Origin of the sequence: Maritimibacter alkaliphilus HTCC2654, from assembly GCF_000152805.1 — a bacterium.
GTDB classification, from domain to species: domain Bacteria; phylum Pseudomonadota; class Alphaproteobacteria; order Rhodobacterales; family Rhodobacteraceae; genus Maritimibacter; species Maritimibacter alkaliphilus.
This window is the reverse complement of sequence record NZ_CH902578.1, coordinates 3540018-3554745: the sequence shown is the minus strand read 5'-3', so window position 1 is coordinate 3554745 and position 14728 is coordinate 3540018. Positions and strand designations below refer to the sequence as shown.

Here is a 14728-nt window from a genome sequence, read left to right as displayed (position 1 = left end):
CAATGTCTTGATGTGTTAAGGTTAATGGAAAAAACAACTTCACAGCTCGGAAGCTGTGGGCGCTTGCAGGAGGCACATCGTGCGGTATCTTCGCCTCGTAATCGGGTCCATCGTAATCATCGGGGCGCTCTACGTCCTCGTGGCTGAACACGTCACCGGTGCCAGTTCCAACGCCTTCGTCAACGCACCGATCGTCACGGTGCGCGCACCCGTCGCCGGGGACATCGAAATGCCGTCGCGAACCGTCGGGATGCAGGTCTCGACGGACACGGTCTTGTTCAGCATCAGCGACGTGCGCGCCGATGGTGTCCGGCTCGACGACCTCATCCTCGAACACGATCTGGCGCTGTCCCATGTCGAACGCCTCAAGGCGGAAAAGGCCGTGCTGGAAGATCACAGCGTCTGGCTTGCCGAAATGCGTGATGCCTATGCGGCGGCCAGAACGCGCGAGCTTGCATACCAGACCGAAGACCCGGTCGACCCGCTTCCCGATCTGACCGACCCCGAAAAGCTCGAGGATCTGGATCTGGAAGACACCGTCCGCAACGCGAGCAATGTGGACGGCAACGCCGGGGAAGATACGGCACAAGCCTCCGATGCGTTCTCGTCGCTCAAGGCGCTTCAACTCGACACCGCTCGCAAGGATCTGTTTCTCGACGACACGGCGGGAGCGGCCTGGAATTACGCCTATTGGTCCGGCACGGCGCGCCAGCAACTCGCACGGATCGAGGCGGAACTGGCGGAGGCGCAGGCCATCGCGACCTCCATCGACGACCGCATCGCCCGCGAACGTGTGCGCATGATCCGGCTGACGGGCGGCGACATCGCCTCGCCGGTCGACGGGATCATCTGGGAGCGGATGGTGGGTGACGGGATCAATGTGCAGCGCGGCGACACGATCATGAAGGTCGCCGATTGTTCGGCGGCGGTGGTGTCGCTCAGCGTGTCCGAGATCGTCTACAACCGCCTGCGCACGGGCGACCCGGCCATTTTCCGGTTCTCCGGCGCGGATACGGCACTGGAGGGCACGATCTCCCGGCTCGCCGGAGCGGGGGCCGCGACCGTCTACGACGACATGGCCGTCAAACCCAGCAAGGAACATCTGGAACGCTACGACGTGACGCTCATCGTGCCCGATCTGCGCGGTGCCGACATGTCGGGCGGCTGCGCCATCGGGCGGACCGGCCGCGTGTTCTTTCAAGACCGGCCCCTGGACCCGCTGCGCCGGCTGCTGAACTAGGCCCGTCGATGATCTATCCCAGCGAACTCGGGTCGAGCTTCAACCAACTGGCCCTCATTCTGGGGATCGCGGTGGTGATCCCTTTCGTCTTCGACAAATCGAAGACCAGCCATCGCGTCGTGATGCTCTCGATCGCGATGGTTCTTGCCCTGCGCTACATCTATTGGCGCGCGACCGAAACCGTTGCGCCTTTTGGCTTCACGCTCGACTGGGCGGCAAGCTGGGCGCTCCTGTTGCTGGAGCTGCTCGCCCTGATCGGGTCACTCAGCGCCTTCGTAATCATGATGCGGGTCAAGTCCCGCTCCGACGAGGCGACGGAAAACGCGAACTGGTGGGCGCCACGCCCGGACCCGTCCGTCGTGCTCCTGATCGCGACCTATAACGAGGAACTCGACGTTCTCGAACGGTCGATCATCGGGGCCAAGGCGCTCAAGCACCCGAACAAGGAAGTGATCGTGCTGGACGACGGGCGCCGCGACTGGCTGCGCGACTATTGCGCCAGCGCCGAGGTCGGATACCTGCGCAGGCCCGACAACAAGGATTCCAAGGCCGGCAACATCAACCATGCCCTCGCGCGACTGGCCGAACGGGAGACCCCCCCTGATTTCGTCGCCGTGCTGGATGCTGATTTCGTGCCGCATCGCGGGTTCCTGCGCCGCTCGCTCGCCCTGTTCCACGACCCCGATGTCGGCCTCGTCCAGACGCCCCAGCACTTTTTCAACGCCGACCCGATCCAGCACAACCTCGGCGTCAGCCGGTCCTACCCGGACGAGCAGCGGTTCTTCTTCGACCACATGCAGCCCTCGCGCGACGCATGGGGGATCGCCTTTTGCTGCGGCACCTCGTCCGTGATCCGCTTCCCGGCCTTGCAGGACATCGGTGGCTTCCCGACCGAGAGCATCACCGAGGATTTCATGCTGACCCTCGCGCTTCAGAACGGCGGGTGGAAAACGGTCTATCTCAACGAGGCGCTGACCGAAGGGCTGGCCCCCGAAGGTCTGAAGGAATACGTCACCCAGCGCGCCCGCTGGTGTCTGGGCCTCATGCAGATCGCGCGCGGGTCACTCGGCCCCTTCGCGACGAACAACCTGCGCCTTCGCGATCGCTGGAGCGTCCTCGACTCGGTGTTCTACTGGCTCACGACATTCACCTTCCGCCTCGCCGCGCTCGTGTTTCCCCTGCTCTACTGGTACGGAAACATCACCGTCGTGAATGCCCAGCTTGCCGACGTGGTGTCCTATTTCGGGGCGTATTACCTGTGGATTCTGCTGACCCTGAACCTTCTGTCGCGCGGACATGTCGTGCCGGTCCTGAACGACGTGAGCCAGTTGATCGGCGCCTATCCCATCGCGCGTTCGGCCATCACGGGTCTCATCAAGCCCTACGGCCATCCGTTCAGCGTCACAGCCAAAGGTGGGGATCGCAGCAAGATCGTCGTTCAGTGGCGCATGATGGTGCCCTTCGCCCTGTTGCTGGCCATCACCTTGGGCGGCCTCGTGCTGGGCGTGCTGTTCGACAGGTTCGCCTTTTTCGATGCGGGCGACGGCAAATGGGTCATCCTGTTCTGGACGCTCTACAACCTTGTCGTCCTCTCCGTGACACTGGTGGCCTGCGTGGAACTGCCGCGCCGTGAACGCCATGTCGCCGATGCGCCGGAACGGGTCCGCGTCTCGTTTGAGGGCGAACAGATGGACCTCTGGATGACGAACCTGACGCTCGACCATGCCCGACTGCGGGGGCGCCAGTTCGAGATCGGCACGCGCGGCACGATCGAATTGGAAAACGTCGGGGCGGTCGCCACCTACGTCAGCGCCAAGTCGCGCGACGGCGTGCGCCTGCAACTTCTGCCCGACGACACCCAGCGCGCCGCGCTCCTCCTGCGCTTCTACACCGAGGACAACACGCCCGGGATCTCCAACGTCAGGATGAGCGCCATGCTGCGCGACGTCGCCCGTCGCTTCACCTTCAGTTCGAACACGAAAGGACGGGGTTGATGAACCGCGCCCCTCTCCGCGCGTTCCTTCGCGTATCCCTGATGTCAGCGTTCGCCCTGTTGCCCTCTGCCGCCATGTCGGATGGCCTGTTCGCCCAACTCGACGCGTCGCGGACCACGACGACGGGTGTCCTGTCCGTCGAACGCGGAAACTTGTCCTATGCGACGAGCCTCAGCGGCTATACGGGTGGGGCGGATCTGAACGCTTCGCTCACCTACAAATTCGTCCTTGGCGAAGCGGCTCCCGTCACGTTCCGGATCGGTCCAGCCTTTCAGTACGAAGGACTCGCGACCCCGAAATTCGGCGTTCGCGTCATCGCCGAACACTACCGCCCCACGACGTTCGGACACGTCTTTCTTTTGGGAGAATTCACGTCCATCGACACAGGGTACTTCGGCCTGCTGACCGTGGGGTTCAACGAGCCCGACATCGATTTCGAGTTCACGGTTCAGGGCGACGACGACGGGTATTTCGACCAATCCATCGCGGCCACCTACGGCTTGCCCAACAACGCGACCCGGCTGCGCCTCGGCTACCGGTTTCAATCACGCGAGGTGTTCGCCGGGGTCTCGCTCAACACATTCTAGCGTGGCGGAGTGAACGCGGCCGGCGACGATGACCACTTCGGGCGGCCTTCATGCGCGGGGCCACTGCTCGAAGTAATGGACGCAACGCGACAACGCACGTGACAAAGAAGGCCTGACGCGGGTGCAGGACCGGCCTGCCGACTGGCAGCGGAGGCACGTCTTTCGAGACTCGGCGGAAAGCGTGGCTGCGCTGGTAGACGAAGTTGAACCCGTCTCTGCTAAGGCGGGTTGGCGTTAGGCGAATGACTTCGCCGAAGGTCTGGAAACATCGGATGGATAGTTGGCTTGAGCTTGCTGGAACGCTCGCCGAGATGCTTCCCCTTCTACAACAAGCCCACATTCAAGGCCTACATCCTATGTTGACGCACATTGGCATCAACTTTATCTTCCATGGAAGATAAGGGAGGATCACCAATGCTTTCACATGAACAGAATGAAATGATGTGCCGGGTCGGCCCCGGCACCCCTATGGGCGACGCATTCCGGCGCTACTGGATACCGATCTGCCAGACGTCCGACATCCCGACCCCGGACAGCCCGCCTTTCCCGCTTGAAATCCTCGGCCAGAAACTGGTGGTCTGGCGCAATGCGGATGGACAACTTGGCGTGCTCGACCAGTTCTGCCCGCACCGCCGCTCGTCGCTTGCTATCGGTCGCTGCGAGGGTGACGGCATTCGCTGCCTTTATCATGGCTGGAAATTCGCTCCGGACGGCACCGTTCTGGAAACTCCGAACGTGAACGACCCCGACTTCAAGAACCGGTTCAAGGCCGAGGCGTTTCCGGTGCGCGAAGCAGGCGGGCTTGTGTGGTCTTACCTCGGGCCGAAGCTCCTTCAACCCGAATTCCCGCATTTCCCTTGGTTTGATGCCGATGACGACCACCGCAACAACGCCTATGCGCTGAACCATTGCAACTACGTGCAGGCGCTTGAGGCGCTGGTGGACAGCTCGCACCTGAACATCCTGCACGCCGATGGCCTTGTCGCCTCCGGCCAGCTTGAAAACCTGAACTTCTCCGCCGCTGCCGAAATGACGTTCGACGCGGCCCCCACCATCGAAGTGGACGACACCGATTTCGGCTTCCATTACGCGGCGCTTCGCCGGGGCGAAAACGTGTCAGGCAAGGGCGAGGTACACGTGCGGGTCACCGCCTTCTCGCTGCCCTGCTTTATCGCCAACCCGAACGAAGACCTCTTTATGTGCGTGGTCCCGATCAACGACGAGCAGTGCATCCACTTCCACGTCTGGTGGCATGCCGAGCGCGAAATGGGGAAAGACCCGCTGAAGTCCAACATGCTCAAGCACGTCGGTCTCGATCCCGAGGCGCTGGCGAACTACAACATGACCTACGAGACGTTCAACGACGACGACCGCCCGTCGCTGCGAAACCGCTACAAGCAGGACCGTTCGCGCATTCAGGCGGGATCTTTTTCGGGTTTCCACAGCTTCACGCAGGAAGACAGCGCGGTGAACATCTCGCCCGGCGCGATCAAGGATCGGTCCAAGGAAATCCTCGCCCCCGTCGATATGGCGGTCTCGCGCCTCTACCGCTCGCTCATTTCGGCGGCGCAGGCGGTCGAGAACGATCAGGAGCCGCAGGGGGTTCATGCCGACCAGACCAAGATCATCGGACGCAATGGTACGGTCCCGGAGGACGAAGATTGGCGGCAGCTTGTGCCCACCCACACGATCACCCGGCGGTATCGCTCGGTGAAGCTGGGACGCGGAACGCCGGAACAGGTTCACTAGTGACGGTTTAAAAGTGGAAAGGCCGGCGACAGGTTCGCCGGCCTTTTTGCATGAAACGCGCGGGTTTCAGATATGGACCGCGCGGCCCAGCGCCTGCATCGCGGCCTCGGCAAAGCCTTCGGATCGGGTTGGGTGCGACTGGACGATGGCGGCCACGTCTTCGAGCCGGGCGCCCATGTCGAGCGCAATGGAAAAGGCCGAGGACAGTTCGGAAATCCCCTGCCCAACGGCCTGAATACCGACGATTCGGTTGTCCTCTGCACGGGCCACGACGCGCACCATCCCTTCGGTCCCTTCGGTGGCCAGCGCGCGCCCGTTAGCAGTGAACGGAAAACGGCCGATCTTTGCCGCGCCGAACTGGTCTTTCGCCTCTTGCGGTGACAGGCCGACCGTCACGATTTCCGGGTCAGTGAAGCAGGTCGCAGGCATCGCTTGTTTGTCCCAGACGCGGGTGTGGCCAGCGGCGATTTCGGCAACCATCTCGCCCTCGGCCATGGCACGGTGAGCGAGCATCGGGCCTGGGATCACGTCACCGATGGCAAAGACGCCGCGCATCGGCGTTTCGCAGCGGTCGTTGACCGGGATGAACCCGCGTTGCGTGGGCAGCGATAGCCGCTCCAGCCCAAGACCGTCCGTGTAGGGCTTGCGGCCAACGGCGACGAGCACCTTGTCCGCGTCGATCTGCGCCGGGCCGTCCGGTCCCTCGATCCACAGGCGGCCGGCTTCATGACCCGTGGCGCGGGCGTTCAGGTGGACCGTCACCCCCAGCGCTTCGAGCCGTTTGGCAACAGGTTTCACCAATTCGGCATCGTATTGGGGGAGGAGGGATGGCCCCGCCTCGACTACCGTGACACGCGCGCCGAGTTTGGCGAAGGCGGTTCCGATCTCCAGCCCGATGTATCCGCCGCCGACCACGGCGAACGTGGGCGGCACATGCGTCAGCGCAAGCGCCCCGGTGGAGGACAGCACATCGCCGCCGAAGGGCAGGGGCGGAAGGTCCACGGGCGTCGATCCGGTGGCGATGACGATGGTCTTGGCCGTGATCCGGTCGCCCATGCCGACCTGAACCGTCTTGCCGTCGATGAACTGGGCAGTGCCGCTCACCACCTCGACCTTCGCGCGTTTGAGCAGGCCCCGCACACCGCCCGTTAGGGTGGCGACGACGCCGTCTTTCCAGCCCACCGTCCGGGCATAGTCGATGCTGGGCGCGGCGTTTTGGATGCCGAGTGCGTTTTCGACTGCAAAGGACACGGCGTCGTGGAATTTCTCGGCCGCGTGGATCAGCGCCTTGGACGGGATGCAGCCGACGTTGAGGCAAGTGCCGCCGACCGCCTCTTTCTCGACAAGCACGGTCTTGAGGCCCAGCTGCCCGGCCCGGATTGCGGCGACGTAGCCGCCCGGCCCACCGCCGATCACAAGGAAATCGCAGGTCAGATCGGCCATGTCAGTCTCCGATGAACAAAAGCGCGGGGGTTTCGAGAAGCTGCTTGAGCCGGGCGATGAACACTGCTGCATCCCAGCCGTCGACCACCCGATGATCGAATGAGCCGGATAGGTTCATCATCGTGCGAGGGCGGAAGTCTCTCCCGTCCCACATCGGGCGCACGGCCATCTTGTTCACGCCGACCACGGCGACCTCGGGCAGGTTCAGGATCGGCGTCGTCGCAATCGCGCCGAGGGAACCGAGCGACGAGATCGTGATGGTAGACCCTTCCAGATCGCCCTTGGCAATGGTGCCGTCCCGCGCGGCACTGCTCACGTCGCGCAGTCGCTCGGCCATGTCCCACGGCTTCATCGCCTCGGCATGATGCAGGACGGGGACCATGAGGCCACGGTCCGTTTGGGTCGCGACACCTATGTGCACCGCCTTATGCTGGCGGATGATCCCCTCGGCAGGCAGGAAGTGCGCGTTGAGGTCGGGCTGTTCCCGCACCGCTTTGACGATTGCTAGAGCCACGAAGGGAATGACGGTCAGCTTACCGCGCCTCGTGTCATTCAGCTGCTTGCGGGTGGCTTCAAGCTCGGTGACGTCGACCTCTTCGATGATCGAGAAATGCGGCGCCTCGGACTTGGCGGTCTGCATCCGGACTGCGATGACGCGGCGCAGCCCCGTGACCTTGAGGTCGGTCGTCCCGGTTTTGCGCCGGGCCTTGGGCTGGGGCGCGGCAAGGTGGTCTTCGAGATCGTCGTAGAGAATACGGCCCCCCGGACCGGTGCCTGTGACATCGCCCAGCGCAATCCCCATGTCGCGGGCGCGTTGCCGGACCCACGGCGCGGCGGCGGGCCGTGTGCCGGAACTGCGCGGCTGTGGTTTCGGCGCGGACTTTTGTTCGGCGTGCGCCGGTTTCGTCGGCGGTTCCGCCTTGCCCGCTTGAGGCGCGGGAGCGGACTTTTGTTCGGACTTCAGTTCGCCCTTTGGTTCGGACTTTTGTTCGCCCACCCCGCCGCCATCCGTCGCCAAGGCAACCAGAGCCGACCCGACCGCAAGAGTGTCCCCGACTTCGCAACCAAGCCGCGCAACGGTTCCAGAGACCGGCGCGGGGATTTCGACGGCGGCCTTGTCGGTCATGACGACGGCGAGCACGTCGTCCTCCTGCACCACGTCGCCCACGGCCACGGACCATTCCGTCAGTTCCGCTTCGGTGACGCCTTCGCCGATGTCCGGCAGTTTGACGATGTGTTCTCCCATCTCAGGCCTCCAGCAGAGCTTCGATGTTGCGCAGCAGCCGCTCGGGGCCGGGGAAGTAGTCCCATTCGCCAGCGTGCGGATAGGGCGTATCCCAGCCCGCGACGCGTTTGACCGGCGCTTCCAGATGGTAAAAGCATGCCTCCTGCACCTGAGCGGCAAGCTCTGCGCCGAACCCGCTGGTGAGCGTCGCTTCGTGCAGCACAAGGCAGCGGCCCGTGCGTTTGACCGAGGCGACGACCGCATCGATGTCGAGCGGGACGAGCGTTCGCAGGTCGATGACATCCGCCGAAAGCCCCGCGCCGGCCACGACGCCCAAGGCGACGTGGACCATCGTGCCATAGGTCACGATCGTCAGGTCATCGCCCTCGGCCCGGAGAGCCGCCTTGCCCAATGGCACGGGCGTATGACCCTCCGGCACCTCGCCAAGCTCGTGCTTTTTCCAGCCGACGAGCGGGCGGTCGTGGTGGCCGTCGAAGGGGCCGTTGTAGATGCGTTTGGGTTCCAGAAAGATGACCGGATCCGGGTCTTCGATGGCGGCGAGGAGCAGGCCCTTGGCGTCCGCAGGCGTGGACGGCACCACGGTTTTCAGGCCCGCGACATGAGTGAACAGCGCCTCGGGGCTTTGGCTGTGGGTCTGCGCGCCGAAGATGCCGCCGCCCGTGGGCATGCGCACGACGATGGGACAGGTGAACTCGCCCGCCGAGCGGTAGCGCAGACGCGCGGCCTCGGACACGAGCTGATCGTAGGCCGGATACATGTAATCCGCGAACTGAACCTCGACCACGGGCCGCATGTCGTTCGCGGCCATGCCGATGGCGGTGCCGACGATGCCAAGCTCGCTGATCGGCGTGTCGAAGCAACGGGTGGCGCCGTATTTCTTTTGCAGCCCTGCGGTGCAGCGAAAGACGCCGCCGAAGAATCCGACGTCCTCGCCGAAGACGACGACGCGCTCGTCGCGGTCCATGGCGATGTCGTGGGCGTCGCGGATCGCCTCTATCATGGTCATGTGTGGCATGTCAGACCCCCATCTCGTGACGTTGGCGGACAAGGTGGGGTGTCGGCGCCTCGAACACGTCCTCGAACATATGCGCGGGCGACGGGAGGCGGCCCGAGGTGAGCGTGCCGATGGCCTCGGCCTCTTTCTGGGTCGCGATGACCTCGGCCCTTATCTCGGCCTCGGCCTGCGTGTGGCGCTCTTCGCTCCATGCGCCGCGTGCGATCAGGTGGTCGCGAAGGCGCAGGATCGGGTCGCCCAGCGGCCATGCGCTGCCTTCCTCCTTGGGGCGGTAGGCGGAGGGATCGTCCGAGGTCGAATGACCGGCGACGCGGTAGGTGACGTATTCGATCAGGGTCGGGCCAAGGTTCGCCCGTGCGCGCTGCGCCGCCCATCGGGCCACTGCGCGCACGGCGAGGTAGTCGTTTCCATCGACGCGAAGCGCCGGGATGCCGAACCCGTGGCCGCGCGCGGCAAAGGTGCCCGAGCCGCCCCGCGCAATGCCTTGGAACGTGGAAATGGCCCACTGGTTGTTCACGATGTTCAGCACCACGGGCGCCTTGTAGGTCGAGGCAAAGACAAGCCCGGCGTGAAAGTCGTTCTCGGCGGTCGAGCCGTCCCCGATCCACGCCGCCGCGATGTTCGTCGCGCCCTTGATCGCGGACGCCATCGCCCAGCCGACCGCCTGCGGATATTGCGTGGCGAGGTTGCCGGAGATGGAAAAGAACCCGTGGTCCTTGGACGAATAGAACACCGGCAACTGCCGCCCGTGCACCGTGTCGCCCTCGTTCGAGTAGACCTGATTCATCATGAGCAACATGGGGTAGTCGTCCGCGATCAGGAGGCCCGCCTGACGGTAGGTCGGAAAGTTCATGTCGCCTTCCGCAAGCTCGCGCCGGAAGCCACAGGAAATCGCCTCTTCGCCCAAGTGCTGCATGTAGAAACTGGACTTGCCCTGCCGCTGCGCCATAAGCATCCGGGCGTCGTATTCGCGCAGCAGCATCATGTGGCGCAGGCCCGTGCGGAGTTCGTCGTCGTCGATGTCCGGGGCCCAGTCACCGACCGCCTGCCCGTTGCGGGCCATGACGCGAATGATGGTGAAGGCGAGGTCGCGGATATCCTCGGGGTCGGCATCGACCGGAGGGCGGCGCACGCTGCCCGCCTTGGGGATCGGCACGCCGGAAAAGTCGGGGCTGTCGCCGGGGCGCAAGGTCGGCTCGGGGACGTGGAGGCGGAGCGGATGGGTCATGCGGCCACCTCGGACGGCGCGGTGATCGCGCAGCCAAGGCCGCCGTCGATCCGGGCGGCGAGCGTCGGCACCGCCCCATCGGTCAGGCCCGCGAGGGTCAAGGTCACGTCCAGGTCTTCGCCCTGCTGGTGGGCCGCGACGGAGATCAGGTCGAACCCCATGCGCCGTGCGTGGTCGAGTGGGCGGATCAGGCCGGCGTAGCCTTCGGTCGTCGTAAAATAGATGTGTCTGCGCATGGCTCCTCCTACGGCAACGTTATCCTCAGAAGAACAAAAAAGGCTTTTGATCTTCTGCTATTTATGGCCTTATAAAAATGATTTTTCTGTCATGACCCATTCCGGCAGAATCATATCTTCCACGGATGAAACTGATGCCTCGCGAGCTAGACACCAAAGACCGCGCAATCCTGCGCCACCTGCTTGAGAACGGGCGCCTGACCACGGCGGAACTGGCCGACCGGGTCGGATTGTCGGCAAGCCCGTGCTGGCAGCGAGTGCGGCGGCTGGAGGCGGACGGGTTCATCGACGGCTACGGCGCACGGGTCGATATGGAGCTGCTCGGCCTGCGCGAACTGGCCATCGTCGAGGTCACGCTTGACCGTCACGACGATGAAACGCTCGAGGACTTCGGGCAGGCGCTGGCGGACATTCCCGAGGTGCTCGAGGTATACCTGACCACGGGCGACTACGATTACATGATCAAGGTCGCGGTGGACGGCACGCGGGGGTATGAGGAGTTCCTGCGCTCGAAGCTCTACAAGGTCAAAGGCATACGCCATTCCCGGTCGAGCTTTGTGCTCCGCCGTCTGAAAAGCCAGCAGGCCTTCGTGCCGGACTAGGCGTCGGTCAGACCCACGAGTTCGGCGAGATTTTCGGTGCGGTCGAGTTCCTCGATCTGGCCCCGGTGCACGATCGCGCCCCGGTCCATGACGACGAAACGGTCGGCCAGATCGCGGGCGATGTCGATTCGTTGTTCGACCAGCAGAATGCCCAGCGACTTGTCCACCGTCAGCGCGCGCATGGCTCCCACGAGTTGTTCGATGACGACGGGGGCAAGCCCCTCGGACGGCTCGTCCATGAGCAGCACTTGCGGGTTGCCGACCAGCGCCCGTGCGATGGCAAGCATCTGCTGTTCACCGCCGGAGAGTTGCCCGCCAAGGCTTCCGATCCGCGCGGCGAGGCCGGGAAAGAGGTCGAGCACCTTGTCGCGGGTCCAGACGCCGGGGCGCCGCGAAATCAGCAGGTGCTCGTCCACCGTCAGGCTTTTGAACACTTCCCGTTCTTGCGGCACATGTCCGATCCCGTGAGCCACGCGGCGGTGCAGTTTGGCTGCGGCAAGGTCGGTGTCGCCCAGACGGACCGATCCGCTGAGCCGCCGCGCGCGGCCGCTGAGAAGTTCGAGCAGGGTCGATTTGCCGACCCCGTTGCGCCCGATTATGGCGAGCGTTTCACCCTTGGCGAGGTCGAGGGACAGATCCTGGACCACGACGGTCGGACCCCAACCCCCGGTCAGGTTGCGCACTTCAAGCATTCTGAGCCTCCACTTCGCCGCCGCCAAGATAGACGCGTTTGACCTCGTCCGAGGACATGACCTCACGCAATGGGCCGTCGATCAGGACTGTGCCGTGGACAAGGACAGTCACATCGGTCGCGACCCGGCGCACAAGCTCCATATCGTGTTCGATGATGAGAAGGGCGAGGGACGGGTCGAGCTCTTCGATCACCCGAAGGAGCAGGTCGAGTTCGCCGGTCGGAATACCCGCCGCCGGTTCGTCCAGCAGCAGGATTTTCGGATCGAGGGCAAGCGCGATGGCGATCTCGATCAGGCGCTGTTGTCCGTAGGCAAGTTCCGAGACCAGCCGATCCGCATGCGGCTCCAGCCGGACCTTGCGGATCAGGTCCATCGCGCGGTCGATACTGTCCTTGTCGCGGCCTGCCGCGCGGAACGGGTTCACCCCCATGCGCCGGTTCTGGCTGACGGCGAGGTAGACGTTCTCGAGCACCGTCATGTCAGTGAACAGGTTCGAAATCTGGAAGGTGCGCACCAGCCCCATACGGGTGCGTTTGGCGGGCGCAAGGCGCGTGACGTCCTCCCCTCCGATGAGCACCTGCCCGGACGTGGGTGCGATCACGCCGGACAATTGCCCGACGAGCGTCGTCTTGCCCGCACCGTTCGGGCCGATCAGCGCGTGACGCGCGCCGGGGGCCAGTTTCAGGTTCACGCCGTTGGTGACGTGAAGCGCGCCGAAGTATTTGTGCAGGTCGCGTGCTTCGAGCATGTAGGTCATTCGCCCGGCTCCAGTTTTTCGCGTTTGGCAGGGGTAAAGGCGGGGCGCGCGGGGCGCACCCGGAGCCATGCCTTCTCGGCGATGCCCAAAAGGCCGCCTTTGCCGAAGCGGACGACAAGCACCAGAAGCACCCCGATGGCCAGCATCCAGAAATACGGATCCCATTGCTGGGCGAGGTATTGCACGATCATGTAGACCGCCGCCCCGATGATCGCGCCGTAGATACGCCCGAGGCCGCCGAGCACGATCATCGCCAGCGCAAAGACGCCAAGGTCCACCGTCAGCGTCTCAAGCGAGACGAAGTTGTTGGTCTGGGCGTAGAGCGCGCCCGCGATCCCGGCCAGAAAGGCGCTGTAGGTGTAGATGATCACCTGTTGTTTCAGCACGGGCGCGCCCATGACCCTCATGCGCAGTTCGTTCTGGCGGATGCCCTGCAGCGCCATGCCGAAGGACGACGATACGACGATGCGCGAGATGATCACGAGAAGGACGAGCCATGCGAGGACGTAGAGATAGCTTGTCGTGCCCCAGATCGACCATTTGAACAGGCCCAGCACCGGCTCGAACGTCAGGTTCGGCAGGCCGTCGTGGCCGCCCGTGAGCCACGACATTTTGTTCGCGGCCTCATGGGCGATGGCGGCGATGGCGACCGTGACCATGATGAGCGGCAGATGTTTGAGGCGCAGGACGAACGGCCCGGTCAGGACGGCGAGCAGCGAGGCCATGGCCCCGGCGATCAGGGCGGCCGCAATCGGCGTGTCGATCCCGGCGATGGACAGTTTCGCGGCCCCATACGCCCCTACCCCGAAGAACACCGAATGGCCGAGCGTGACGATGCCCGCGTATCCGATCACGAGGTCGAGCGAGACGGCGAAGATCGCCATCACCAGCACCGCCGCGCCGAGCGTCAGGTAGCCGGGAAAGAGGTAGTAGCACCCGATGGCCACGATCAGCGGCACCAGTTCCCACAGCGAGAAGCGGTGACGATTGAGGAAGCGTGCGTTCGGCATGTCCATCAGGCGGCCCTCTTCGTGAACAGACCCTCGGGGCGCAACACCATGAGCACGACGAGGACGATGTAGATGATGAACCCACCGAAGCTGGGCACGAGGAAGCGGCCTGCGGTGTCGACGATCCCGACCAGCACCGCGACGGCAAGCGAGGCGCGCATGTTACCAAAGCCCGACAGCGCCACGACGACCAGCACGAGGACGAGGTATTTCATCGGGTAATAGGGTTCGAGCGGCAGCATCCCCGCGCCGATGGCCCCTCCGAGGGCGGCCAAACCGCTCCCGATCCCGAAGGCGATGATGAACACGCGGTTCACGTTGATCCCAATCACGCGGGTCATCGACGGGTTGTCCACGGCGGCGCGCAGCTTGGCCCCGAACGAAGTTTTTTCGAACATGATCCAAAGGCCGACGACGACGATCAGCCCCATTGCGATGACGAACAGACGGTAGACCTCGAAGTTGCGGATGCCGAGGTCGACGTTGCCGGTCAGGTAGTCCGGCAGGCTGATCGGATAGACGTTCGGCCCGAAAAAGATGGTCAGCCCGCCGATGACGATGAAGTTGATGCCGATGGTCATCAGCACCTGATCGAGCTCTGGCGCGCCGTAAAGGTTCACGAAGACCAGACGCTCGAGCACCACCGACAGGGCGACGACACCGGCGACGGCGGCCACTACGGCGAGCGGAAAGGGTATCCCGAAGTTGGTCATCACCCCCACCGCGATATAGCCGCCGATGGCCGCGAAAGCGCCGTGGGCGAGGTTCATGACCCGCATCAAACCCATCGTGATGACGAGGCCGATGGAAATGATGAACAGGACAAGTCCGTAGGACACGCCATAGAGCAGAATGAATGTGAGTGATGAGGCGGCGCTGGCCATGAAGGTGCTCCCCGTTTCGTGCGGACCGTCAAAGCGAAGGTCCGC

At 64.0% G+C, this 14728-nt stretch carries 14 protein-coding genes; 5 read left to right on the top strand and 9 right to left on the bottom strand.

All coding sequences use genetic code 11. The features are described from left to right. Positions 1 to 79 precede the first annotated feature (79 nt). The 4 genes from RB2654_RS18480 to RB2654_RS18465 all read left to right on the top strand — a co-directional run bounded on the left by RB2654_RS18480 (position 80) and on the right by RB2654_RS18465 (position 5570). On the top strand, positions 80 to 1240 hold the full coding sequence (locus RB2654_RS18480) for an HlyD family secretion protein (RefSeq protein WP_008334671.1): 1161 nt from the start codon (positions 80 to 82) through the stop codon (positions 1238 to 1240). 8 nt (positions 1241 to 1248) lie between these two features. Next, positions 1249 to 3234 (top strand): glycosyltransferase, encoded by a 1986-nt coding sequence (locus RB2654_RS18475; protein WP_008334667.1) that lies wholly within the window; start codon positions 1249 to 1251, stop codon positions 3232 to 3234. Positions 3235 to 3275: 41 nt separating this feature from the next. Next, positions 3276 to 3821 carry a hypothetical protein gene (locus RB2654_RS18470; protein ID WP_148912627.1) on the top strand — a complete coding sequence of 182 codons (546 nt, stop codon included), beginning with the start codon at positions 3276 to 3278 and terminating at the stop codon, positions 3819 to 3821. 414 nt (positions 3822 to 4235) lie between these two features. Further along, positions 4236 to 5570 (top strand): Rieske 2Fe-2S domain-containing protein, encoded by a 1335-nt coding sequence (locus RB2654_RS18465; protein WP_148912628.1) that lies wholly within the window; start codon positions 4236 to 4238, stop codon positions 5568 to 5570. A 66-nt stretch (positions 5571 to 5636) separates the two neighbouring features. Here RB2654_RS18465 and lpdA read toward each other — a convergent pair whose 3' ends face one another. Genes lpdA through RB2654_RS18440 form a run of 5 tightly spaced genes read right to left on the bottom strand, consistent with a single transcriptional unit; the run spans position 5637 to position 10738 of the window. Next, positions 5637 to 7013: a dihydrolipoyl dehydrogenase gene (gene lpdA / locus RB2654_RS18460; RefSeq protein ID WP_008334661.1), complete on the bottom strand. Its 1377-nt coding sequence runs from the start codon at positions 7011 to 7013 to the stop codon at positions 5637 to 5639. Position 7014: 1 nt separating this feature from the next. Then, positions 7015 to 8259, bottom strand: coding sequence for a dihydrolipoamide acetyltransferase family protein (locus RB2654_RS18455; protein ID WP_008334660.1), 1245 nt, complete (start codon positions 8257 to 8259; stop codon positions 7015 to 7017). A 1-nt stretch (position 8260) separates the two neighbouring features. Beyond that, complete coding sequence (locus RB2654_RS18450; RefSeq protein ID WP_008334659.1) at positions 8261 to 9274, bottom strand: alpha-ketoacid dehydrogenase subunit beta; 1014 nt, start codon at positions 9272 to 9274, stop codon at positions 8261 to 8263. A gap of 1 nt (position 9275) precedes the next feature. Continuing rightward, a complete protein-coding gene (locus RB2654_RS18445) occupies positions 9276 to 10502 on the bottom strand; it encodes a 3-methyl-2-oxobutanoate dehydrogenase (2-methylpropanoyl-transferring) subunit alpha (RefSeq protein ID WP_008334658.1) in 1227 nt (408 codons plus the stop codon). Then, the gene (locus RB2654_RS18440; RefSeq protein WP_008334657.1) at positions 10499 to 10738 is read right to left on the bottom strand and encodes a hypothetical protein; all 240 of its coding nucleotides are present in this window, start codon (positions 10736 to 10738) and stop codon (positions 10499 to 10501) included. Before RB2654_RS18440 ends, RB2654_RS18445 begins: the two co-directional genes overlap by 4 nt. 125 nt (positions 10739 to 10863) lie before the next feature. Between RB2654_RS18440 and RB2654_RS18435 the strand changes: the two genes are divergently transcribed. Beyond that, positions 10864 to 11340 (top strand): Lrp/AsnC family transcriptional regulator, encoded by a 477-nt coding sequence (locus RB2654_RS18435; RefSeq protein ID WP_008334656.1) that lies wholly within the window; start codon positions 10864 to 10866, stop codon positions 11338 to 11340. Here the strand turns inward: RB2654_RS18435 and RB2654_RS18430 are convergent. The 4 genes from RB2654_RS18430 to RB2654_RS18415 are packed head-to-tail and all read right to left on the bottom strand — an operon-like array spanning position 11337 to position 14683. Then, complete coding sequence (locus tag RB2654_RS18430; RefSeq protein WP_008334651.1) at positions 11337 to 12032, bottom strand: ABC transporter ATP-binding protein; 696 nt, start codon at positions 12030 to 12032, stop codon at positions 11337 to 11339. The genes RB2654_RS18435 and RB2654_RS18430 overlap by 4 nt on opposite strands. Further along, positions 12025 to 12789, bottom strand: a complete 765-nt coding sequence (locus tag RB2654_RS18425) for an ABC transporter ATP-binding protein (RefSeq protein WP_008334649.1) — start codon at positions 12787 to 12789, stop codon at positions 12025 to 12027. The genes RB2654_RS18430 and RB2654_RS18425 overlap by 8 nt, the downstream gene beginning before the upstream one ends. Beyond that, entirely contained in the window at positions 12786 to 13805 is a 1020-nt protein-coding gene (locus RB2654_RS18420; protein WP_008334648.1) for a branched-chain amino acid ABC transporter permease, read from the bottom strand. The genes RB2654_RS18425 and RB2654_RS18420 overlap by 4 nt, the downstream gene beginning before the upstream one ends. Further along, positions 13805 to 14683 carry a branched-chain amino acid ABC transporter permease gene (locus RB2654_RS18415; RefSeq protein WP_008334646.1) on the bottom strand — a complete coding sequence of 293 codons (879 nt, stop codon included), beginning with the start codon at positions 14681 to 14683 and terminating at the stop codon, positions 13805 to 13807. Before RB2654_RS18415 ends, RB2654_RS18420 begins: the two co-directional genes overlap by 1 nt. Positions 14684 to 14728 lie beyond the last annotated feature (45 nt).

Bases quoted from the DNA above. Each gene is read 5' to 3' on its own strand.
- RB2654_RS18470 (WP_148912627.1), top strand. From the start codon at position 3,276: ATGTCAGCGTTCGCCCTGTTGCCCTCTGCCGCCATGTCGGATGGCCTG.
- RB2654_RS18440 (WP_008334657.1), bottom strand. From the start codon at position 10,738: ATGCGCAGACACATCTATTTTACGACGACCGAAGGCTACGCCGGCCTG.
- RB2654_RS18455 (WP_008334660.1), bottom strand. From the start codon at position 8,259: ATGGGAGAACACATCGTCAAACTGCCGGACATCGGCGAAGGCGTCACC.
- RB2654_RS18450 (WP_008334659.1), bottom strand. From the start codon at position 9,274: ATGCCACACATGACCATGATAGAGGCGATCCGCGACGCCCACGACATC.
- lpdA (WP_008334661.1), bottom strand. From the start codon at position 7,013: ATGGCCGATCTGACCTGCGATTTCCTTGTGATCGGCGGTGGGCCGGGC.
- RB2654_RS18435 (WP_008334656.1), top strand. From the start codon at position 10,864: ATGAAACTGATGCCTCGCGAGCTAGACACCAAAGACCGCGCAATCCTG.
- RB2654_RS18465 (WP_148912628.1), top strand. From the start codon at position 4,236: ATGCTTTCACATGAACAGAATGAAATGATGTGCCGGGTCGGCCCCGGC.
- RB2654_RS18415 (WP_008334646.1), bottom strand. From the start codon at position 14,683: ATGGCCAGCGCCGCCTCATCACTCACATTCATTCTGCTCTATGGCGTG.
- RB2654_RS18445 (WP_008334658.1), bottom strand. From the start codon at position 10,502: ATGACCCATCCGCTCCGCCTCCACGTCCCCGAGCCGACCTTGCGCCCC.
- RB2654_RS18420 (WP_008334648.1), bottom strand. From the start codon at position 13,805: ATGGACATGCCGAACGCACGCTTCCTCAATCGTCACCGCTTCTCGCTG.
- RB2654_RS18475 (WP_008334667.1), top strand. From the start codon at position 1,249: ATGATCTATCCCAGCGAACTCGGGTCGAGCTTCAACCAACTGGCCCTC.
- RB2654_RS18430 (WP_008334651.1), bottom strand. From the start codon at position 12,032: ATGCTTGAAGTGCGCAACCTGACCGGGGGTTGGGGTCCGACCGTCGTG.
- RB2654_RS18425 (WP_008334649.1), bottom strand. From the start codon at position 12,789: ATGACCTACATGCTCGAAGCACGCGACCTGCACAAATACTTCGGCGCG.